Genomic DNA, 23630 nt, shown 5'->3' with positions numbered 1-23630 from the left:
TATTCTTATCTTGAAGTTCTATGATAATACTATCTTTAGAGTTTAATTCTTTGCTGTAATTCTCTTTTATAACGGTTTCTGCGTTCTGATTTATCTCTAATGCAGTAAGATAAATACCTTGAATAGCATTAAGATGACTTTCTATGCTCTCTATTTCTTTCGCTCTGTCTGATACTATCGCCTTAGCCTTACTTAATTCCATAGCTTCTATCAATTTTGCAAATGCTTCAGCTTGATTAATTCCTTGCTGTTCACTAAATGCCTTAAACTTCTCTACTTCTTCCTCATTAAGCCTAAATGTGACTCTTTTATTTTCATTCATTTTAATTCTCCCCTTACAATCTTCACTTGTCTGACATATGTCAGACAGTGTCTGGCAACATTATTATATTTATATTATACACTTTTTCTTACTTTTAATGCAAAAAAAAAGGCTACATACCTGTAACCTTTTATTTAAGACCTAATTTCTATACAATTTCTTCTTTTCCAAAAGAAAAATATTCTTTTTTCTCTAATTAAATTCACTTTTCCTGTAAGATATAGGACTTGATATATTTTATCTCTATCATCAATGTACCCGTTCCCCTTATATCCTAGCTCTAAACAACTTTTAATTACCCAATCTAATTCATTAGCCTTTTTTTCTTCTTGTAGTTCATCTTTAATTTTTTCAATGAATTTAATTTTCAAATTTATCAGCTCTTTTCAATTTAATATTCATAAAAGCCCAATGATTTAATTAAAGGATTACTACTAGAATTTCTAAGAACCTTTATGATATACATTGAAAGTTCTTCTTGCTGCTCTAAGAAAAACTTACCTTCATGTAAAAATGCTAATGTTTCAACTTTATAACTTGTATTTAGTTTAAAGGGGATATTTCTTAGGTTTACATATACAGTTGTCGTGTCCTTACCGAGTTCTAACGCATTTATTATCTCATTTTCCGTATTAGCCCTCTTTAGATTTTCTATCTTTCTAAGCATCCACTCATCATTTATTTCAATCTTTAAAAATTCTTCTAATATGAATTCTCTCATGACATCAGGCTTCTTATATTCTTCTTTAAGATATATTTCTATCCCATCATCATCTATTTTCATATCATAAATTGATTTATCAAATCTTTTATTTAATTCTCCTATATATGCATCTACTGCACCGTTATATCTTTTTAAATCACTAATATCTGCATATGCTTTCGTTCTAATTCCTAAATATAAATAATTACCCATACATTAATCACCCCTATAAGTTTATCTTGTATCTTTAATCTACCATTTCCAACTTTTACTCGTTGGATGATAAAATAACACTATATCTAGTATAAGAATTCAATACTGATAACAACTCGTAAAATTATCAGTATTTAGTTCTAAAAAATTTTAATGTATAATGAAAAAGACAAAAAGTATACATCCATTTATTTTCTACTAGGTATCATTCATACCTAGTAGTTTTCATTTTTTGAATAATTTTAAGAAAGAATAAATCCCCTTTATAAGGATCAGGATAAAAATTATAAATAAAACTATCATAAGTTCAAAAAACAATTTCATTATTTTCACCTCATCTTATTCTTAGATTCAAGTAAAGGTACTAAAAGTGTTTATACTCTCAATACCCTTATTTTAAACCATTAAATTCTCATACTTTCACCTTAGTTTACTTGATATTTAAAACCATAAATTCGTTAAAGCCTCTTAAATTTTTTCAAGAATAAATTTAAGAAATTTTAAAGGAGCCTTTTTATCATCAGTCGCTAAAAACATATCTATAGCCTTTTTGACATTCTCTTCATTATACTTTTTTAATAAGCCTTGTATCGACTTTTCAGAAAGATTACACTTATCAGCTAATTCCTTAGCTGGTGATATCGTATTCCCTAAATATTTTTCAATTCCGTTTAAACTTTGTTTTATTTTTTCTGTTTTTACTTTAGAGACTTTTTGAAGAATAGTTCTAACTATAAAATCTTCCTTATGCTCATAGTCTTCAACAATACCTGTTATAAAGACTTGGTTCATTTTTAATTTCTCTTCATTTTTAGGTTTAAATAATACTGAAACTATATCTCCAACCTTTAATTTGTTATGAAGTTTCTTTGGAATTTTCCAAATTCTTTCGATTTTATCTAATTCATTAAATCTATAATGAATATTATGTCCCTTTATAATATTATATTTTTCTATTTTATCCATAAAAAATCACTCCTATAATTCTATTTTATATCTTTAACATATCTATTAATCAAGTCCTTATCTTTTCCACGCTCTTTACTATGTCCTAAATTCACTGAAACCTTCCCTAAGGCTTTTTCTATACTATCTCCACTCTTTCTATACCTATCAAAAGTTTCTTGTGCATAGAGCTTTCTGATGCTGTGTATCTTATTCCCAACATACTCTTGTTTTAAACCAACTCTCTCTAAAGCACGTGCAAACGCCATATTAACAGCATTATCTGTTACTGGAACTATTCTTTGAAATCCATCTCCTCTTACACTATTAAGAATTCTACTTGCAATTTCAACCTGTTGTGGTGTTTCTATACAAACTGCTCTATCTCTACCACCCTTTCCATCTATAACTCTAACAATATTATTCTTTAAATCTATATCTCTCTTTTGTAATTTCGTTATTTCGGAAACACGAAGTCCAAAAGCCCTAGATAATTCTATTCCTTTTAATCCATTACCCTTAATATTCTCTTTAACTAACTCATAATGCTCTTTAGTTATTTGTTTATTTCTAATAATTTGATTTCCACTTTTTGAAACTGGTGTTCCTATATCAAATTTCAAATTAGTTTTATAAGTTAAATTCACCAAATTACACATTTTATTTAATTTACTTGTATATTGTTCTAGAGTTGCTCTTGTACATAATTTTGATTTTTCATTCAAAAAACTTTGAGCATGCTCTGAATTAATATCTTTAACCATTTTTACTTCAGAATAGTTTTCTTTCATAAAACCTGCAAAATTAGCAGTAAAATCTATAAGGTTTTTCCTATCCGAATACCCGTAGATTTTTTTATTTTTTTCAACCTTATTTTTCTTATCAGAATGTTTATCCATACCAGGTTTGAAATTTGTATCTACACAAGTTTTAAGTTGATATTTTAAATTTCTAGCCATTAAGTTCCTCCTTAAGTTATAAAAATAAAATAAAAAAAGTGGGATGCCCCACTTTTTAAAGCTCCCCATTAGGTTGGAATAATTATTAGTTTCTTTTTAGATAAATACCCCCTCCAACTTAGGTTTTTTTCAAAACCCGAAGGCCCCTGTAGTTATGAGGGTTTTAGCACTCCATAGTCGTACTAAAAAAATATGCAATCCACCTAGGGACTTTTCCGCATTAACGCTCCCTAAAGGTCGCGTTAATGCGGACAGATAAGAAATTTTTTTAAATAAAAAAAATCGAATATATATAAACTTTTAAAAGAATTGACTCATTTTCAGGCTAATCCTTCTCTGCAAATAAAAACGTCTCTGCAAAGACTAAATGCAATATAAAAATAATATTGCTAGCACCAACAAAAGTTAAAGCACTACTTCAAGTTTTATAAATAAATTTATAAAACTTGAATGATACATTTTTTCATTCTGAAAAAATGTACATTAAGCACAAATTTATATTCTATAAATTCGTGCTACGAATAATCGTGGTCCTCTTAGCACATTAAAAAAATAATAATTAACTGTGCTATATATCTAATCAAATAATGAAATCACTATTTAAAAAAATATTAAATTTAAATAATTCTGTTTTTTAGGTTTGCACCTTTAAATTAATTGTATAGGCTCTAACTATTTTAAAATTAAAAATAATTAAAGTATTTCCTATGTCAGCGTATTCGCCACTTAATTTGCATATTCAGCTCTTTGAGCCACGAATTAATCTAATAAAAACACTTAAAATACCTAGCGTAAAGCTATTAATAATAAATGTGTTTTAATAGAAATTTTCTTTCCTCATTAATTATCATATAAATTTCAAAAAACTTCAACCTCATTATAAAATCAAAAGAGCTTAGAAGTCATATTACCTCTAAGCTCTATCATCTTATTCTATTTACATTACTCAAAAAAGACCTCTAAAGCCTCAGTAACTAAAGATTCTAATTTTACACAGTCTCTTTCTGCTTTAGTAGCTATAATATCATAAAGTTCTATCGGAATACGTACACCATTTAAAGGTTTTGTAGTTATTTTCCTTTTCTTCTCTTTTTCCATAATCATTTTATTCTTTTCTTTTATCCTTGGAATACACTTATCACTTATAGATACTAAATACCTTTTAGCTTCTTCTTCAGTTTTAAAACTTTTATATATAGATCTATATCCGAGTACTAACTCACTACATTCTTTCCAGCTAGTAACTATCTTATCTTTAACGCCTTTACCTTCTTTGATAGCATACCATTTCTTAGGTTTACTTTTACTTGGATTCTTACTCTTAACTTTTCCTACTTTAGCCATATCTATACTCCTTTCTTCTTCTCTATTTTAAGGTAGTACCTTAGCCTTCCCTATGTTCCTTCTTGGTTGAGGTCTTAGTTAGCTTTTCAAGTGTTTTTGTTTACCAAGGATTGAGTAGTTTTTCTTTACTAGGACTTGACAGCCAAAGGCTGATGAGTCAGTTCTTAGCTAAGAAAACCACATAGTTAGCCTATGTATCTTTGAAAATAGTTCGCAATTGGGCTGATTTCTTTTGAAATTTATATAAAAAAAGACCACTATTCTTTTATGAATACTGGTTTCGCGTTAAACAATTAAGTAATTTAAATTTTATTTATTATGGTTTGTCAGTTCTTGTCTTGCACATTCACGCCTATGCTCGGCGACACACTTCACTCTTGTTTGTAGAGTTTCTCATTCTACCTGTAACTACTTCTTAGCTTTTATATCTCCAGCTAAGTTACTTATTTCTAAGTTTTTGTCACATCCCTTTATTTGATTCAGTTGCGAATACCCTTGTGATACCGTACTTTGAATACTTGATATAACCTCATACCGTTCGAATTGGATTCCATATCAATCAATAAATTGACTTAGGATTAATAGCCATACACCTCTTGAAAGTTTTACTGTGGCAACCCATTAAGATAAGAGTGACTTTATCTTAATGGATGTTGAGGCTTTAACCATGCCTCCTTAGTTTTGACTTTCTAGCTTCCTATCATGCTAGTAGTGTGGTACAGTTTCTTCCACCTCTAAAATTTTATACTCTTAATTTGAGTCCCTAGTTTACAGGTAGCTAATTTTTTGCTACAATAGGAATGTATTCAGTTGCACTTTAACTGTTTACCATACGCCTGAAGTTGGTAGCTTCGAGGCCTTTTTTTATTTCTCTATTTCTTATTATAAATATCTTTCCTAAATAAATCAAATTTTTTTTACTAAAAACAGGAATATTTTCACCTTTATTGCATATAATAGTAAGTTTATGACTATTATTTTTTAAAAACTCAATTTATCTTCAGTTACTTTCTAAAAAATCTTTTTATTTTATTTAATATTCCTTTTTGATTTTCCTCCTGAACCTTATTTCTTCTAATTTCTAATTCTTCACGATAAGCAAGTAGTTTTACTTCTGTGTTGCTTAATATCATCTTCTGTAAAACCTGATTATTTTGAGTTACTTGTATTAATTCATTAATTTGTTTATCTTTCATCTTTAATTGATCTTCATATAATTCTATTCGTTTCTTCAAACTATCTGTTAACTCTTGTTGTAAATCGTTTAAAGAATTGTTTGTCTCTTCTTTACAACTTTCATTTACATCCGCCTCCTTACATTTAATATTCCTCAATATATGTAAACCTTCCTCTGTCACACCCATAACACCATCTAAGTCCACTATACACGCCTTTAACGAATCTCTTTTTAAATACTTGTAAATCATTTGTCTTGAAACTCCTACCTCTTTAACTAATTCTGCTACCTTGTAAACCATATATATTCACCCTTTCAACAACTTTACTATTTATATAATTCTACATAAGTATTTTTGATTCCTTTTTTACTCATAAATAATAAAAAACACCAATGACACTATCGGTATCATTGGTGTTAAACTTTAAAGTTTAAAAACTTTCAGCATCATATAGATACATATATGCATTTACATATCTATCTCTATATGAATATATACATAAATACATAAATACATATTATTTAATACACATATATACCTCTATGTATATATGTATAGAGGTATATATGTGTATTATTTTAGCCTTATATATATGTATTGATATATATTATTTTATAGTCTTATATACTTTATAACTTTCTAAAAAATCAATAGAATCTAATGCTCTAATTGTATGAAAACTTACTTCACCGACTTTATTATCAGTTACTGGAGTAATTATTCCATCATATAAATGTATTTTACCTTGTTTACAATTATCTATAAATTCAAAATATTCATCATTATAACTTTCAAAAATTTTTATATTAAGTTTATCAATATTTTTCACTTCATAAACATTTACTATATTGGAGTTGTTCTCTGCATTTTCTTTTGATAGAGTCGCATAAAATCCCCAAGAAAAAGCTGGTCTAATTTTTTCTTTTTTGATTTTAGGAAACTCAATTTCTGTATCTACTCCATAGTATATTAAAAACTTCTCCATATTAATTTCTCCTTTTACTGTTTATTATTTTGATTTTTTATTAAAACTCTAAATTTATAAATTGCTTTATTATTCTCATAATATTTTTTGTTTTTATAATTTTTTTATATAAATTTCTCAAAAAAATTCAACACCAAAAAATATATTTAAGAATTTTAGTATATAATTGATGTGAAAAGAATTCTTAAAATTAATATTTATTTTACGAGTCTTTAACGTATTATCCTCATATTTTTCTAATAATCTCTACTAATAACAAGAAAGATTAAAAGGAGATTAAATATAAAAATGATTAATAATAAAGTGGTTTTCACAAAAAAAAATTAAGTATTTTTTTAACTTTATTAATATTAGGAGTAATTATAGGGTCTTGGAATAATTATTTTAGTGGGATTTTAATAGGCACATTTGGTACTGAAACAAATGGAACAGTTGTAGGTTATACTCAATCTTATACTACTGCTAAAGGCGGAAAAAAAGTGTATAATTACACACCTATTATAAATGCAACAATAGGTGGAAGTAATATCTTATTAACACAAAGTCCTATTACTTATGAATCTAAAGTTTATAAAATTGGACAAAAAATATCGATTTCATATAAATATAAAAATAAATTTATTTTTGTTATTAAAGGACTTTTTTATTTTGAAAATAAACTTTTAAGTCTACTTGGTACATTTACAGGAATAATCTTATTTATGATACTTGGTGGAATTAAAGTTGAATTTGAGACTATAAATAACATAAAAAGAATCAAAAGAAATTTATTGAATATTATTTTATATAGTTTAATTCCACTTATTCTATGGGGAGGGGTTCTTTTATATAAGGTTTTAAAAATTTTATATTATCAAAAAATTTCTGATACACTCATCACTCCTATAATTATAACTTCTACTGTATTGGAAGAAGTTTTTTATATTTTTGTTATTATTTTATATTTTAAAACTTTTATTGATTTCTTTATAATAAAAAAATCAACTAAAATAACATTTATAATAGCGATTATTTTGATTATTTTCTTATATAATCCATTAACTTATCTCCTAATACATACATTTTAAATTATTATAAAATTTACAACAAACATTATAAGGAGTTATTATGACCAAAAAATCGAAAATAATTTTAAGTTTGATTATTTTAATATGCATAAGCATATTAACACTATTTTACTTAAAGAAAAAAACATTTATTTTCACACATGAAAATGTATATATTTTACAAACTAATTATACAGGTAGCATAAATGATTTAGCTACAATTAACCAAAAAAAGAAAAAAGATTTTGGATATATTATAGCAAGTAAAAAGAAAATATTACCACCAAGTACTACAAGTCCTGATAATACACTTATTTTTGGAACTTTAAAATTAAAATACCCTAATTATTTTTCAAATATTATTACAGGAACTAATAATATTACTTTAGAATATCAAAAAGATATGTTAATAACAGTTACTAAATATCCATTTTCTAAGAATACTGAAGCAAATATAAAACTAGGTTCTAATATTCTCAATACGCCTAAAAATGCTGGATATGAATACCGAGTAAATAATAATTATATTTATACTATAACCTTTAATGATTTAAATTCTAAATATACTAATTTAAATTTAAAAAACAATATTTATAAAAATATTACATTAATATAAAAAAACATAAAATTAAATATGGAAAACCGTACATCACAATTAAGTTGATGTACGGTTTAATAATAAACTTTATTTTAAAGTATTATATTAAATTTTTTAACTCATACAAATGAAAATTTTAATATAAAATTTTATTCACTTATTTTTCTAAAAGCACCTAACCCAGTTGTTATTGTTGATCCTAAAAAACTTTTTTCTAGTGTAGCTTCTATAAAATCTATAACTTCATCTATTGCTAATATAGCTGCCCCTATAATACTAGCTGCAATTTCTTCTGGCGCTAAAAATATTAATGCAGCAATAATCGCTGTAATTCCACAAGCAAGTACAGGATCTTCTTTGAATAAATTTAACAACTTTCTTAATTCAGTAATAATAAAATCAAAAGCATTATCAATACCCTTTTTTAGTAATTCATCTATTTTCTCTAATCTTATACCTAGAGTTACGATATCATTTATTGCTCCGACAACATTTCCCTCATTATAAATAAAGTTTTGTACTTCAAAAGAAAATAAAAATTTATCTGAATCAGTAAGATCTTTCCCAACTATAAACTCACATTCTAACTTATGATCATCTAATCCTAAAACATTATTTAAATTAAATATAGATTGATATGTTGCATCACTAAGTATATTAGTTCCTAGTAAACTTTTATCTTTTAAAATATTTTGAATTGTACCTTTATTATATATTTGTTCTGTCAAATAATCATTAACTTTTGTTTGTATACCTGTAAATTGTCCATCTAAAATTTGAAGTGTTACATGACTACTAGGATTTAACTGTATGAATCCATTTTTTAAGGAATTAAAACTTTTAAAATCACTTATCTTTAAATTTTCAAGTGTATTAATAGCACTCTGAACTGTTACTCCTGAAATATCAATTTCTTTTTGAGCATAATAATATTCGAATGAAAAAATTCCACCATCATCATATTTATAAGATTCACTCGGTGCTACTCCTAATGCATCAAAAAAACCACCTAATAAACTTTCTTTCATTTTAGCTTCAGCTGCTAACTTACTTATACTCCCTGCTGGGTTTACATGATGAATATCCTCAAACTTTTTAACTTCTTCATCAAGCTTTTTCATTGTTTTCCTACTATTCCGTCTACATATAGTTCATGTATTTTTTGAAACTCTTTCACATTTTTTTCTGTTTCTTCTCCAAATACTCCATCTATTGAAACTGGTAAGCCTACATAAGCTAATTTTGATTGTAAGTCTTTAACTCTATCTCCTCTACTTCCAATCTTTAAATCACCATTATCATTTCCTCCACCCTCTGTAATTACTGGAATATTAGCATTTGTTATTACAAAGTCTTCTCTTACATATGCATATCCACCATTATACTCAAATTTATACCAGTAGTATCCATCACTCGCTTTTGTTTTTCCAATAATTTTTATAGGATTATCTCCATATAACTTACTTATTGGTGTATTATTTGCTGTTGTTGGTACAGTTCTTATATTTACATATTGTATTCCTGATTTTATATGTCCATTATAATCTCCACTTGTAGATCCGCCACCTGTTGTTCCCATAATCTCTGTTAACCCTTCGATTATTTTCCCAGCACAATTTAGTCTTACTACATCTGCATGTGAATATATTGAGCTTGGTAGCTCCATTATTGATGATATTATTCCAATAGAATTACTCCATTGAACTAAGAATCCTCTTGGATTTCCGAATCCTTTTTGAACTAAACCTAGCTTGCCTGTAAAGTGTCTTCCTATTTTTGAATCTCCAACCATAGATCCTTCCCATCCATGCATATCAATTAAATATGTTTCTCCACCTGTTCTTCCTTTAACCCCTGAAAAACAAGCTAATATATCTTCTGAATTTTCTAACTCATTAAATGGTATTGCATATTCATACTTATTCCATTTGAAATCTCTTTTTAACGTATCTTTTAATTTATTATCGATGGATCTTTTTAAATAAGATGACGTATCATCATCTGAAGTATTTAACAACTTATCTAACTTATGATTTTCTAATAATTCATAAATTTTTATTCTTACTTCTTGCTCTAAAAGGGATATCGTCCTATTTTTGCAGATTTTACCCGTTAAGAAATAAATTTAATGATTTGTATCAATTGAGTTTACCCTATTGGGACAATACCTCAGTTAAGTAAAATCAATGCTTTAAGGTGTCCCAATAGACTTATACCAAAACTATCTCTAATTTCAACATAATCCTATCTTCTAAAAGAGCTTTGATGAAATACTAAAATCACTCAACCTATTGGAAACAGCGGGTCAAATTGTCTTAACGGGTAAAATCCGCATTTTTAGGACGCTACCCCATATAACTTAGGATTTACCCTAACCCCTCTATCTTTAAAACCAGTTCCAGAAACCACAGAATCAACTATTCTATGAGAAATGCTTTCTGCATCACCTCCCTGACCATAAATCCAACACGCGTGACCTAAAGCCCCCTCATAACTATCATAAGCCTTATCAAAGTGTACTGAAATGAATAAATCTACTCCAAATTCTTCTGCTTTATTAACTCCATACTCTAAATCTGTAATAACATCACAATTCCTCGGTGTTACGTCTATAACATCATATCCATCACTTCTAAGCGCATTTATAAGTGCATCTTTAACCTTTCTATCCTCTGTAGTTTCATCAATCAGTGCAGATGCTCCTGTTGCTTCAAAATTATGTCCACCTCTAACTGCTATTTTTTTAATCATTACTATTTCCTCCTCTTATTTTTTATATTTTGTACTTTAATTTTTTCCTGGTAAATCTAATCCTGTCGTAGCTGGATTATTTAAAATCCCGAGTATAACTAATATTGAACATACCGACTTAACTGTATCCATTATTCTATTTCCATCAACATTTATATGATTAGCCGTCAGAATAACAATAATTAAACTAGCTATTGCAACAATTGATCCTACATTATTGATTTTTTTAAAATACTTTAAAACTTTTTCCACCTATTTCACCTCCTACCTTTTACATATAAATTTTCAAAATAAAAAAGTCTAATAAAAGACCGTTCACTATATAAACGATTTTTTATTAGACTTTAGCAACTTTTTCATTATTTTATTTTCAAAATATTTTTCAAACTCTATCTACCATTAGTGTTTTTCAATCTTCTTTAGTGATTCCACCATTTATAAACAGTCATTTTACTAAGACCAGTATCTCTAATACAATCATTTTTACGAGCATCAGGATTAGTTTCTTGATACTTTTTTACAACTGCTTGCTTAGTTCCACTCCCTTTTGGTCTTCCATTATGCTCTCTCCAATTTTTTTGTTGCTGTCTATCTTTGATTTTTTGAATAGCTCTAGCTATTTCCAAATGATCTCCTTGTTTTAATCCATTACGTTTATTCTTTTCTATATGAATATCTGTTAAATATGAAATACTATTTATCGGATATGTTATATATCTATCTTCATAAGCTTGAAGTGCATCTAATACATCTTTTTCATTAAATGGATTATCAATGCTTGCTGGTAATCTATCAAATAACTCCATTAGTATAAAAGCATCTTTTTCAAGTTCTCTCTGCTCTATTCCTGCTTTCCTAGCATATACAGCAAGCATCATTAAACAATAATATCGGTGTCCCGTCTTCGCTTCATCTACAATTCTTTTTTTCCACCAATCATAAACAGCCCTATTTGTAGTCCAAGTTCCTTTAGGCTCTTTATTTAATATTCTTTTTTCATACCATTCAGGAAATTTCACTTTAGCTTTTTCTAAAGAGAATTTGCTTTTATAACTAAATTCAATTACTTTAAACTCATCTCTTACAAAAGAATTTAAATATTCTATATCAATTTTATTACCTGTGAGAAATGCTCTAGCACGCTCTCCTTTCTTTGTTATTGTCCCAACCATTCTAAACCCTTGAAAGAGACTTTCATACTGCACATTATCTTCTAGTGTTGTTATATATCCTTGCCATACTATTCTAGTCAATTCCTTTTTATATTTTTGAAGTTGTTTAACAACATTTTTAAATAACATCACTGGCTCCTCAAAAATATAATATAAATGTAATCCAGTACCTGATGATACAATAACTGTTGGCATAGGTATTCTTTTAATATTTTCTATTTGATGAAATAAAGTCTTTAATCCCACAGGATCTCCGTTGTCTTTTATAATAATTCCATCCAAATCTATTGCTAACGCATATAAACATCTAGCATTTTCACTCTTTCTAGCTTTTCCAATATAACTGATAGGTGACATCAAACAAAAATTATCTCTTTTTGTAATTTCTTTTATTTTTTCCAAATCATCGGTTATTGTATGTCTTAGAATTCTTTCTTCTCCATTAAATTTTTTCTCTTTTGTTACTTCAACGGCTATCCCGTTATATTTTCTTTTTTCATATATTTCTTTCTGTTGTAATTTTTCCTTTTTAAATATGTTCCTATAAAATTCTATGGGTTCTAATTCTTTAAATAACCCTCTTAAATATTCTGTTAGAATATTCATATTAATAGTCCTCCTTTCATATAGTATGGACGTTATATTATCAATACATTTAATTAGACCTTTTTTTTCTTAGTATACACATAAAAAAGATATTCTACAATTTAGAAATAAAAAAACAATTATAATAAAATCAGCAAAAAAAAGAAATTAGATAAAGATTTACTTTATCTAATTTCTTTTTTATTATCTATAAATATCCCTCACTACTTAAATTTTTCACCTTATTTCCAAATGCATCACAACAAGTTTTAATTATAAATTCATCTACAGGATACTTTCCTTTGCTAAATTCACCCCCCTGTGTAATAACATTTTCAATGTTTAAAACCCTCTGGGCTATATATCCCTTTTTAAAGAGAACTCTAAGTCATGTGATTGAATATCAAAACTTAGAGTTCTTTTTTCTCTCCCAGAAAAACATATAAGATTGGTGTACTAACAACCGAACTTTTCAAACTTTAAATATTCTTATAATATAAAATAATAGAATCTCTAGGATTCATTAGAAACTCTATTAAAAGTTTATTATTCAACACTTCATTAAATTTCCCCATCTTTAAATAATCATTATTTAATGTGTATCATGTAAAGTTTAGTGGTTTATTATTAAATTTACTTTCTAAAATATTGATGGCCACCACAAAATTACATTTATTGATAAGTACATAACATATACTATACTAAGAGTATCTAATATTATAATAAAAATTTTTTTTAATAAATTTATCATAAGTCTCCTCTCTTTAATATTTTTTAAATGGTGCTATAATAAAGTATTATAACACCATTTATTAAGTTAATCTAAAGGAGGCTATAATTTATTGAATATTTTTAGTTTAATCATTACAATAATATATATTTATATAACATTACGTGTATTTTATTTTATTTATAAAATCTATAATATTAAACATAATAAAAAAGAAGAAGTTTCAGTAGCTTTATTAAGTCGTAGTATTTTTTACATAGTTATTTTTTTAATTCTTATTTTTGGATTATGGATAGGCTTTTATTAATTTAAAAAGCCATTTTCATCAATTGAATTTATCTTATCAACAAAAGCTTGTATAGTTATTTTATATATTACCCCTACATAAGTTTCATCATAAAGTTTTTTTGCACTCTCTTTTGATATATTGTTATTATTCTTTATTCCTTTTAAAATAAATTTTCCTAATCCACTAACTGTGCTTCCTGGTCTTTTCAAGCCATTATATCCAGTAAATTCTTCATATACAGATTCAAATAGTGATTTTCCACTTTTTAATACACTATCTGTGAATATTTGTTTTCTATTTTTCTTTAATTCTTTATAATACTCTTTAACTAATATATCTATCGGTTTCTCGGATAAATGATTTGCTAAATAAATTGCATCAATATCTTCATACATATTACTTAATCCAAATGTTGAAACGGTATTATCCCCTCCTATCAATTTATAAGCATAATTATATACATCATCATTAAATGTTGTGCTTGTATTATTTAAATTACTTGAATAATAAATCACTTGTCCTAGTAGAGTTGCTAAATCCCCCCCCCCATCCAGTCCAAAAAGATGGGATAACTAAATTTTTTAAAAATCCATCATTATAACATAAAGTAGTTATAGCTAAATGTGGGATACCAATTTCTGAACCATAAATATCTATAGTATGTGAATCTGTAAACATACTAGCTTGCGCTGCTAAATTTTTATTTGAATTTACTATAGAGTTGTAAGATTTATTAGGAGGAATTAAAAAATTCCAAACTAAAGAACTTGTATCATCACTATTACCATATCTTAAATACCTTAAATAATTTAAAACTTCACAATTTCGTATACTAGTAAGACCTCCTCCTGCATTATATAGTCCATGTAAAACATTAAATAAATCATTTTGAGTAACTGGTCCTATAATTGTTCCTGAACCACCTTCATTTATAGATCCTTGAAGGATTCCAGCACTATTGAATGTATATTCAACTCCACCTATAGTATGTTTTCCTATATATTTAATTCCATCTGCTCCTAGGTAGAACGTTTGACCGTTTGATTGTGTAAGCCATGCATTTGTTCTCATTGTTCCATCACTATTAAAGTAATACCATTTTCCATCTTTATTTATCCAGCCTGTCCTAACTGCATTTATAAGCTCTGAAACACCTTCTATTATTTTACCTGCATAATTTCTACTAACAACCTGCTCATGACTATGTGTATCAGTTGGTAATTCTAATAACATAGATTTTATTCCTATATTATGTGCCCACTCAATTAAATAACCATTATCACCATATCTATTTAATTTAGGCTCTAAACTAAATTTACTTATAAAGTGTTTTGCTATATCAGGATTTCCTATTGCTGATTGTTCCCAACCATGCATATCTATTAAATAACAATCACTATGACTTTTTATTATTGTACCTTGAATAAGTTCTGCTAATGCTCTTGTTTCACTAACACTTAAGGCTTTTGTATTTGTCCAATGTCTTGATGGCCCATATGGAATATAAGCTATTGGAAAATCTCTATTACAATCTATTGCACCAATGATAGTACATCTTCCTTGCCCATTATTAGTAAAGCCTTCAGCAACTCCATCCGGATTCACCGCTGGAATTATATAAAGCGTAAAATCACCTGTTCCATTTTTAGTAAAGTGATCTACTAATTGGTTTCCTATTCTCACAAGTTCAATTCCATCACCTTCCCAATTATCTTCCCAACCATGCACCGCACATGTATAAATTAACGCCTTACTACCACTACCTATTTTATAGTAATTTAACTCTCTTCCTTTTCCACTATAACCATATGTGTGTTTATATCCGCCTCCATTTTGAGGATACTCCATACTTTGGAAGAAAGCACCTTTCATCGCATTATCTGAATTTCTTATAAATCCTGATTTTGTATTAATTCCTTGATTAGTATCATAAACTACCTCTGTTAATCCATCTGAACTATAAAGAGGAGTACATGTTTCATCTTTATCTAATGAACCTAAATGAGTACCATCTGCATTAATTACTTCTGTTGAAGTTGATTTGTTATGAAAAGTATATTGATTATAATAACTTATATACTTAACATTATTACTTACATACCCTTGCTTTATTCTTCCTCCTCTAATTGGATATTGCACTAATGCTAATTGTCTACTTGCACTAACATCAAGCACTGTTAACTCATCACCTGCACTAACCTCTGAACCGCTAATTGCTGTTCCATGTTCATCTCTAACATCTAAATCAACTAATGCTTTTGCATTTGGATTAAATGCTCTACCTGATACAACAGATCCTGCTGGAATATTAAATAATTGTTTAAAATCCATTTCTTTCTCTCCTTTTCTCTTTTGTTTTTATTTGTTATATTTATCTGCCTCAAATGTCCCTTCACCATATAAACGATTCAAAATATCGTTTTAGCAACTTTTTTCAAAAAAAACTTTAATAATTTTCAAAATAAAAAAGCCTAATAAAAGACCGTTCACTATATAAACGATTTTTTATTAGGCTTTAGCAACTTTTTCATTATTTTATTTTAAAAATATATTTTTGAAGTATTTTATCGCAAAACGATATAGTACTTCTCGTTACACCACAAAACTATTCGCTTTTTGAAGTTATTTTCATCATTTTATTTGTACCCACACGCTAAACCAAGTGGACAAGCTAATTAAGAAAAGCACTTCCGAAACGGATCAAAAGGCGAATAGGTTTTTGGGGATATGAAAAAAGGCATCTAAATACAAAATATTTAGATGCCTTTATTGATTTTATTTTTCCTTTTCTTTTGGAACAGCTTTTAGCTGTTCTATTTCTTTTCTAAGATTATCAATGATGATATCTTTATCAGATTTGATAGTTTGTATCTCTTCTTTAGTTTCTGCTTTTAAATCTTTGATAGTTTTATCATAACTCTTCTTAATATCAGCTAATTCTGATTTATGGTCTGCTTTAATGTCTTTAATAGTTTCTTTATGCTCTTGCTTTAGCTCTTTTATGCTATCTGCTAATGTTTGTTTATTGTCTGACTTCAACTCTTTAATCTCTTGCTGATAAAACTCTTTGATATTAGATAATTCCTTTTCTGTTGCTCCAAGCTTATTATTTAAATCCTTTATAGTTGTTTTAGCGTCTGTAATGCTCTCTACAAGATTTTTATTCTTTTCTTCTAATTCTACATTAATAACTTTAAACTCTTTATATTCTGCTACTATGCCATTTAGAGTGCTATTACTCTCATTAACCCTTTTAACTTCTTCTATCTTATCCAGTAGCTGCTTATTAATATCCTCAACTACCTTGTTTAGTTCGCTATTAACCTTATTAACTTCTTTAATTTGCTCTACTTGTTCCTTAAATGCCTTATTCTTATCTTGAAGTTCTATGATAATACTATCTTTAGAGTTTAATTCTTTGCTGTAATTCTCTTTTATAACGGTTTCTGCGTTCTGATTTATCTCTAATGCAGTAAGATAAATACCTTGAATAGCATTAAGATGACTTTCTATGCTCTCTATTTCTTTCGCTCTGTCTGATACTATCGCCTTAGCCTTACTTAATTCCATAGCTTCTATCAATTTTGCAAATGCTTCAGCTTGATTAATTCCTTGCTGTTCACTAAATGCCTTAAACTTCTCTACTTCTTCCTCATTAAGCCTAAATGTGACTCTTTTATTTTCATTCATTTTAATTCTCCCCTTACAATCTTCACTTGTCTGACATATGTCAGACAGTGTCTGGCAACATTATTATATTTATATTATACACTTTTTCTTACTTTTAATGCAAAAAAAAAGGCTACATACCTGTAACCTTTTATTTAAGACCTAATTTCTATACAATTTCTTCTTTTCCAAAAGAAAAATATTCTTTTTTCTCTAATTAAATTCACTTTTCCTGTAAGATATAGGACTTGATATATTTTATCTCTATCATCAATGTACCCGTTCCCCTTATATCCTAGCTCTAAACAACTTTTAATTACCCAATCTAATTCATTAGCCTTTTTTTCTTCTTGTAGTTCATCTTTAATTTTTTCAATGAATTTAATTTTCAAATTTATCAGCTCTTTTCAATTTAATATTCATAAAAGCCCAATGATTTAATTAAAGGATTACTACTAGAATTTCTAAGAACCTTTATGATATACATTGAAAGTTCTTCTTGCTGCTCTAAGAAAAACTTACCTTCATGTAAAAATGCTAATGTTTCAACTTTATAACTTGTATTTAGTTTAAAGGGGATATTTCTTAGGTTTACATATACAGTTGTCGTGTCCTTACCGAGTTCTAACGCATTTATTATCTCATTTTCCGTATTAGCCCTCTTTAGATTTTCTATCTTTCTAAGCATCCACTCATCATTTATTTCAATCTTTAAAAATTCTTCTAATATGAATTCTCTCATGACATCAGGCTTCTTATATTCTTCTTTAAGATATATTTCTATCCCATCATCATCTATTTTCATATCATAAATTGATTTATCAAATCTTTTATTTAATTCTCCTATATATGCATCTACTGCACCGTTATATCTTTTTAAATCACTAATATCTGCATATGCTTTCGTTCTAATTCCTAAATATAAATAATTACCCATACATTAATCACCCCTATAAGTTTATCTTGTATCTTTAATCTACCATTTCCAACTTTTACTCGTTGGATGATAAAATAACACTATATCTAGTATAAGAATTCAATACTGATAACAACTCGTAAAATTATCAGTATTTAGTTCTAAAAAATTTTAATGTATAATGAAAAAGACAAAAAGTATACATCCATTTATTTTCTACTAGGTATCATTCATACCTAGTAGTTTTCATTTTTTGAATAATTTTAAGAAAGAATAAATCCCCTTTATAAGGATCAGGATAAAAATTATAAATAAAACTATCATAAGTTCAAAAAACAATTTCATTATTTTCACCTCATCTTATTCTTAGATTCAAGTAAAGGTACTAAAAGTGTTTATACTCTCAATACCCTTATTTTAAACCATTAAATTCTCATACTTTCACCTTAGTTTACTTGATATTTAAAACCATAAATTCGTTAAAGCCTCTTAAATTTTTTCAAGAATAAATTTAAGAAATTTTAAAGGAGCCTTTTTATCATCAGTCGCTAAAAACATATCTATAGCCTTTTTGACATTCTCTTCATTATACTTTTTTAATAAGCCTTGTATCGACTTTTCAGAAAGATTACACTTATCAGCTAATTCCTTAGCTGGTGATATCGTATTCCCTAAATATTTTTCAATTCCGTTTAAACTTTGTTTTATTTTTTCTGTTTTTACTTTAGAGACTTTTTGAAGAATAGTTCTAACTATAAAATCTTCCTTATGCTCATAGTCTTCAACAATACCTGTTATAAAGACTTGGTTCATTTTTAATTTCTCTTCATTTTTAGGTTTAAATAATACTGAAACTATATCTCCAACCTTTAATTTGTTATGAAGTTTCTTTGGAATTTTCCAAATTCTTTCGATTTTATCTAATTCATTAAATCTATAATGAATATTATGTCCCTTTATAATATTATATTTTTCTATTTTATCCATAAAAAATCACTCCTATAATTCTATTTTATATCTTTAACATATCTATTAATCAAGTCCTTATCTTTTCCACGCTCTTTACTATGTCCTAAATTCACTGAAACCTTCCCTAAGGCTTTTTCTATACTATCTCCACTCTTTCTATACCTATCAAAAGTTTCTTGTGCATAGAGCTTTCTGATGCTGTGTATCTTATTCCCAACATACTCTTGTTTTAAACCAACTCTCTCTAAAGCACGTGCAAACGCCATATTAACAGCATTATCTGTTACTGGAACTATTCTTTGAAATCCATCTCCTCTTACACTATTAAGAATTCTACTTGCAATTTCAACCTGTTGTGGTGTTTCTATACAAACTGCTCTATCTCTACCACCCTTTCCATCTATAACTCTAACAATATTATTCTTTAAATCTATATCTCTCTTTTGTAATTTCGTTATTTCGGAAACACGAAGTCCAAAAGCCCTAGATAATTCTATTCCTTTTAATCCATTACCCTTAATATTCTCTTTAACTAACTCATAATGCTCTTTAGTTATTTGTTTATTTCTAATAATTTGATTTCCACTTTTTGAAACTGGTGTTCCTATATCAAATTTCAAATTAGTTTTATAAGTTAAATTCACCAAATTACACATTTTATTTAATTTACTTGTATATTGTTCTAGAGTTGCTCTTGTACATAATTTTGATTTTTCATTCAAAAAACTTTGAGCATGCTCTGAATTAATATCTTTAACCATTTTTACTTCAGAATAGTTTTCTTTCATAAAACCTGCAAAATTAGCAGTAAAATCTATAAGGTTTTTCCTATCCGAATACCCGTAGATTTTTTTATTTTTTTCAACCTTATTTTTCTTATCAGAATGTTTATCCATACCAGGTTTGAAATTTGTATCTACACAAGTTTTAAGTTGATATTTTAAATTTCTAGCCATTAAGTTCCTCCTTAAGTTATAAAAATAAAATAAAAAAAGTGGGATGCCCCACTTTTTAAAGCTCCCCATTAGGTTGGAATAATTATTAGTTTCTTTTTAGATAAATACCCCCTCCAACTTAGGTTTTTTTCAAAACCCGAAGGCCCCTGTAGTTATGAGGGTTTTAGCACTCCATAGTCGTACTAAAAAAATATGCAATCCACCTAGGGACTTTTCCGCATTAACGCTCCCTAAAGGTCGCGTTAATGCGGACAGATAAGAAATTTTTTTAAATAAAAAAAATCGAATATATATAAACTTTTAAAAGAATTGACTCATTTTCAGGCTAATCCTTCTCTGCAAATAAAAACGTCTCTGCAAAGACTAAATGCAATATAAAAATAATATTGCTAGCACCAACAAAAGTTAAAGCACTACTTCAAGTTTTATAAATAAATTTATAAAACTTGAATGATACATTTTTTCATTCTGAAAAAATGTACATTAAGCACAAATTTATATTCTATAAATTCGTGCTACGAATAATCGTGGTCCTCTTAGCACATTAAAAAAATAATAATTAACTGTGCTATATATCTAATCAAATAATGAAATCACTATTTAAAAAAATATTAAATTTAAATAATTCTGTTTTTTAGGTTTGCACCTTTAAATTAATTGTATAGGCTCTAACTATTTTAAAATTAAAAATAATTAAAGTATTTCCTATGTCAGCGTATTCGCCACTTAATTTGCATATTCAGCTCTTTGAGCCACGAATTAATCTAATAAAAACACTTAAAATACCTAGCGTAAAGCTATTAATAATAAATGTGTTTTAATAGAAATTTTCTTTCCTCATTAATTATCATATAAATTTCAAAAAACTTCAACCTCATTATAAAATCAAAAGAGCTTAGAAGTCATATTACCTCTAAGCTCTATCATCTTATTCTATTTACATTACTCAAAAAAGACCTCTAAAGCCTCAGTAACTAAAGATTCTAATTTTACACAGTCTCTTTCTGCTTTAGTAGCTATAATATCATAAAGTTCTATCGGAATACGTACACCATTTAAAGGTTTTGTAGTTATTTTCCTTTTCTTCTCTTTTTCCATAATCATTTTATTCTTTTCTTTTATCCTTGGAATACACTTATCACTTATAGATACTAAATACCTTTTAGCTTCTTCTTCAGTTTTAAAACTTTTATATATAGATCTATATCCGAGTACTAACTCACTACATTCTTTCCAGCTAGTAACTATCTTATCTTTAACGCCTTTACCTTCTTTGATAGCATACCATTTCTTAGGTTTACTTTTACTTGGATTCTTACTCTTAACTTTTCCTACTTTAGCCATATCTATACTCCTTTCTTCTTCTCTATTTTAAGGTAGTACCTTAGCCTTCCCTATGTTCCTTCTTGGTTGAGGTCTTAGTTAGCTTTTCAAGTGTTTTTGTTTACCAAGGATTGAGTAGTTTTTCTTTACTAGGACTTGACAGCCAAAGGCTGATGAGTCAGTTCTTAGCTAAGAAAACCACATAGTTAGCCTATGTATCTTTGAAAATAGTTCGCAATTGGGCTGATTTCTTTTGAAATTTATATAAAAAAAGACCACTATTCTTTTATGAATACTGGTTTCGCGTTAAACAATTAAGTAATTTAAATTTTATTTATTATGGTTTGTCAGTTCTTGTCTTGCACATTCACGCCTATGCTCGGCGACACACTTCACTCTTGTTTGTAGAGTTTCTCATTCTACCTGTAACTACTTCTTAGCTTTTATATCTCCAGCTAAGTTACTTATTTCTAAGTTTTTGTCACATCCCTTTATTTGATTCAGTTGCGAATACCCTTGTGATACCGTACTTTGAATACTTGATATAACCTCATACCGTTCGAATTGGATTCCATATCAATCAATAAATTGACTTAGGATTAATAGCCATACACCTCTTGAAAGTTTTACTGTGGCAACCCATTAAGATAAGAGTGACTTTATCTTAATGGATGTTGAGGCTTTAACCATGCCTCCTTAGTTTTGACTTTCTAGCTTCCTATCATGCTAGTAGTGTGGTACAGTTTCTTCCACCTCTAAAATTTTATACTCTTAATTTGAGTCCCTAGTTTACAGGTAGCTAATTTTTTGCTACAATAGGAATGTATTCAGTTGCACTTTAACTGTTTACCATACGCCTGAAGTTGGTAGCTTCGAGGCCTTTTTTTATTTCTCTATTTCTTATTATAAATATCTTTCCTAAATAAATCAAATTTTTTTTACTAAAAACAGGAATATTTTCACCTTTATTGCATATAATAGTAAGTTTATGACTATTATTTTTTAAAAACTCAATTTATCTTCAGTTACTTTCTAAAAAATCTTTTTATTTTATTTAATATTCCTTTTTGATTTTCCTCCTGAACCTTATTTCTTCTAATTTCTAATTCTTCACGATAAGCAAGTAGTTTTACTTCTGTGTTGCTTAATATCATCTTCTGTAAAACCTGATTATTTTGAGTTACTTGTATTAATTCATTAATTTGTTTATCTTTCATCTTTAATTGATCTTCATATAATTCTATTCGTTTCTTCAAACTATCTGTTAACTCTTGTTGTAAATCGTTTAAAGAATTGTTTGTCTCTTCTTTACAACTTTCATTTACATCCGCCTCCTTACATTTAATATTCCTCAATATATGTAAACCTTCCTCTGTCACACCCATAACACCATCTAAGTCCACTATACACGCCTTTAACGAATCTCTTTTTAAATACTTGTAAATCATTTGTCTTGAAACTCCTACCTCTTTAACTAATTCTGCTACCTTGTAAACCATATATATTCACCCTTTCAACAACTTTACTATTTATATAATTCTACATAAGTATTTTTGATTCCTTTTTTACTCATAAATAATAAAAAACACCAATGACACTATCGGTATCATTGGTGTTAAACTTTAAAGTTTAAAAACTTTCAGCATCATATAGATACATATATGCATTTACATATCTATCTCTATATGAATATATACATAAATACATAAATACATATTATTTAATACACATATATACCTCTATGTATATATGTATAGAGGTATATATGTGTATTATTTTAGCCTTATATATATGTATTGATATATATTATTTTATAGTCTTATATACTTTATAACTTTCTAAAAAATCAATAGAATCTAATGCTCTAATTGTATGAAAACTTACTTCACCGACTTTATTATCAGTTACTGGAGTAATTATTCCATCATATAAATGTATTTTACCTTGTTTACAATTATCTATAAATTCAAAATATTC

The 23630-nt window shown here is 27.5% G+C and carries 24 protein-coding genes; 2 read left to right on the top strand and 22 right to left on the bottom strand.

Annotated elements, in window-relative coordinates:
• From Q0V24_RS13935 to Q0V24_RS13900, 8 genes are all read right to left on the bottom strand, one after another.
• Window positions 1-322, bottom strand: a 322-nt coding sequence (locus Q0V24_RS13935; protein WP_297522397.1) for a hypothetical protein, incomplete at its 3' end; no start/stop codon positions are given.
• 134 nt (window positions 323-456) lie between these two features.
• A complete protein-coding gene (locus Q0V24_RS13930) occupies window positions 457-693 on the bottom strand; it encodes a hypothetical protein (RefSeq protein WP_297522385.1) in 237 nt (78 codons plus the stop codon).
• Window positions 694-713: 20 nt separating this feature from the next.
• On the bottom strand, window positions 714-1238 hold the full coding sequence (locus Q0V24_RS13925) for a hypothetical protein (RefSeq protein WP_297522384.1): 525 nt from the start codon (window positions 1236-1238) through the stop codon (window positions 714-716).
• Window positions 1239-1706: 468 nt separating this feature from the next.
• On the bottom strand, window positions 1707-2204 hold the full coding sequence (locus Q0V24_RS13920) for a hypothetical protein (protein WP_297522383.1): 498 nt from the start codon (window positions 2202-2204) through the stop codon (window positions 1707-1709).
• Window positions 2205-2224: 20 nt separating this feature from the next.
• Window positions 2225-3142, bottom strand: coding sequence for a tyrosine-type recombinase/integrase (locus tag Q0V24_RS13915; protein ID WP_297522382.1), 918 nt, complete (start codon window positions 3140-3142; stop codon window positions 2225-2227).
• Between the two features lie 942 nt (window positions 3143-4084).
• Window positions 4085-4486, bottom strand: a complete 402-nt coding sequence (locus Q0V24_RS13910) for an RNase H1/viroplasmin domain-containing protein (RefSeq protein WP_297522381.1) — start codon at window positions 4484-4486, stop codon at window positions 4085-4087.
• A gap of 1004 nt (window positions 4487-5490) precedes the next feature.
• Window positions 5491-5964 (bottom strand): hypothetical protein, encoded by a 474-nt coding sequence (locus tag Q0V24_RS13905; protein WP_297522380.1) that lies wholly within the window; start codon window positions 5962-5964, stop codon window positions 5491-5493.
• Between the two features lie 307 nt (window positions 5965-6271).
• Entirely contained in the window at window positions 6272-6649 is a 378-nt protein-coding gene (locus Q0V24_RS13900; RefSeq protein ID WP_297522396.1) for a DUF3990 domain-containing protein, read from the bottom strand.
• Window positions 6650-7128: 479 nt separating this feature from the next.
• Here Q0V24_RS13900 and Q0V24_RS13895 point away from each other — a divergent pair, with 479 nt between their 5' ends.
• Both Q0V24_RS13895 and Q0V24_RS13890 read left to right on the top strand, forming a co-directional pair.
• Window positions 7129-7716, top strand: coding sequence for a hypothetical protein (locus Q0V24_RS13895; RefSeq protein ID WP_297522395.1), 588 nt, complete (start codon window positions 7129-7131; stop codon window positions 7714-7716).
• A 40-nt stretch (window positions 7717-7756) separates the two neighbouring features.
• On the top strand, window positions 7757-8311 hold the full coding sequence (locus tag Q0V24_RS13890) for a hypothetical protein (RefSeq protein WP_297522394.1): 555 nt from the start codon (window positions 7757-7759) through the stop codon (window positions 8309-8311).
• Window positions 8312-8442: 131 nt separating this feature from the next.
• Here Q0V24_RS13890 and Q0V24_RS13885 read toward each other — a convergent pair whose 3' ends face one another.
• The 14 genes from Q0V24_RS13885 to Q0V24_RS13820 form a co-directional block, all read right to left on the bottom strand.
• The gene (locus Q0V24_RS13885) at window positions 8443-9414 is read right to left on the bottom strand and encodes a hypothetical protein (protein WP_297522393.1); all 972 of its coding nucleotides are present in this window, start codon (window positions 9412-9414) and stop codon (window positions 8443-8445) included.
• Window positions 9411-10310 carry a peptidoglycan-binding protein gene (locus Q0V24_RS13880; RefSeq protein WP_297522392.1) on the bottom strand — a complete coding sequence of 300 codons (900 nt, stop codon included), beginning with the start codon at window positions 10308-10310 and terminating at the stop codon, window positions 9411-9413. The genes Q0V24_RS13885 and Q0V24_RS13880 overlap by 4 nt, the downstream gene beginning before the upstream one ends.
• A 320-nt stretch (window positions 10311-10630) precedes the next feature.
• Window positions 10631-11044, bottom strand: coding sequence for an N-acetylmuramoyl-L-alanine amidase (locus Q0V24_RS13875; protein WP_297522391.1), 414 nt, complete (start codon window positions 11042-11044; stop codon window positions 10631-10633).
• 36 nt (window positions 11045-11080) lie between these two features.
• Entirely contained in the window at window positions 11081-11296 is a 216-nt protein-coding gene (locus tag Q0V24_RS13870; protein WP_297522390.1) for a phage holin, read from the bottom strand.
• 167 nt (window positions 11297-11463) lie between these two features.
• Window positions 11464-12822, bottom strand: coding sequence for a hypothetical protein (locus Q0V24_RS13865; RefSeq protein ID WP_297522389.1), 1359 nt, complete (start codon window positions 12820-12822; stop codon window positions 11464-11466).
• Between the two features lie 1012 nt (window positions 12823-13834).
• Window positions 13835-14335: a hypothetical protein gene (locus Q0V24_RS13860; protein WP_297522388.1), complete on the bottom strand. Its 501-nt coding sequence runs from the start codon at window positions 14333-14335 to the stop codon at window positions 13835-13837.
• Window positions 14316-16151, bottom strand: coding sequence for a M14 family zinc carboxypeptidase (locus Q0V24_RS13855; protein ID WP_297522387.1), 1836 nt, complete (start codon window positions 16149-16151; stop codon window positions 14316-14318). Before Q0V24_RS13855 ends, Q0V24_RS13860 begins: the two co-directional genes overlap by 20 nt.
• Before the next feature lie 444 nt (window positions 16152-16595).
• Window positions 16596-17510, bottom strand: coding sequence for a hypothetical protein (locus Q0V24_RS13850; RefSeq protein ID WP_297522386.1), 915 nt, complete (start codon window positions 17508-17510; stop codon window positions 16596-16598).
• 134 nt (window positions 17511-17644) lie between these two features.
• Window positions 17645-17881 (bottom strand): hypothetical protein, encoded by a 237-nt coding sequence (locus Q0V24_RS13845; protein ID WP_297522385.1) that lies wholly within the window; start codon window positions 17879-17881, stop codon window positions 17645-17647.
• 20 nt (window positions 17882-17901) lie between these two features.
• The gene (locus Q0V24_RS13840) at window positions 17902-18426 is read right to left on the bottom strand and encodes a hypothetical protein (protein WP_297522384.1); all 525 of its coding nucleotides are present in this window, start codon (window positions 18424-18426) and stop codon (window positions 17902-17904) included.
• 468 nt (window positions 18427-18894) lie between these two features.
• Window positions 18895-19392: a hypothetical protein gene (locus tag Q0V24_RS13835; RefSeq protein ID WP_297522383.1), complete on the bottom strand. Its 498-nt coding sequence runs from the start codon at window positions 19390-19392 to the stop codon at window positions 18895-18897.
• 20 nt (window positions 19393-19412) lie between these two features.
• Window positions 19413-20330, bottom strand: a complete 918-nt coding sequence (locus tag Q0V24_RS13830; RefSeq protein ID WP_297522382.1) for a tyrosine-type recombinase/integrase — start codon at window positions 20328-20330, stop codon at window positions 19413-19415.
• Between the two features lie 942 nt (window positions 20331-21272).
• Window positions 21273-21674, bottom strand: coding sequence for an RNase H1/viroplasmin domain-containing protein (locus tag Q0V24_RS13825; protein ID WP_297522381.1), 402 nt, complete (start codon window positions 21672-21674; stop codon window positions 21273-21275).
• Between the two features lie 1004 nt (window positions 21675-22678).
• The gene (locus Q0V24_RS13820) at window positions 22679-23152 is read right to left on the bottom strand and encodes a hypothetical protein (RefSeq protein WP_297522380.1); all 474 of its coding nucleotides are present in this window, start codon (window positions 23150-23152) and stop codon (window positions 22679-22681) included.
• Window positions 23153-23630: the final 478 nt, after the last annotated feature.

It is taken from the genome of uncultured Clostridium sp. (genome assembly GCF_947039605.1).
Taxonomy (GTDB): Bacteria; Bacillota; Clostridia; order Clostridiales; family Clostridiaceae; genus Sarcina.
Note: the sequence above shows the minus strand (reverse complement) of the source record. Positions and strands in the feature narration are given on the sequence as shown.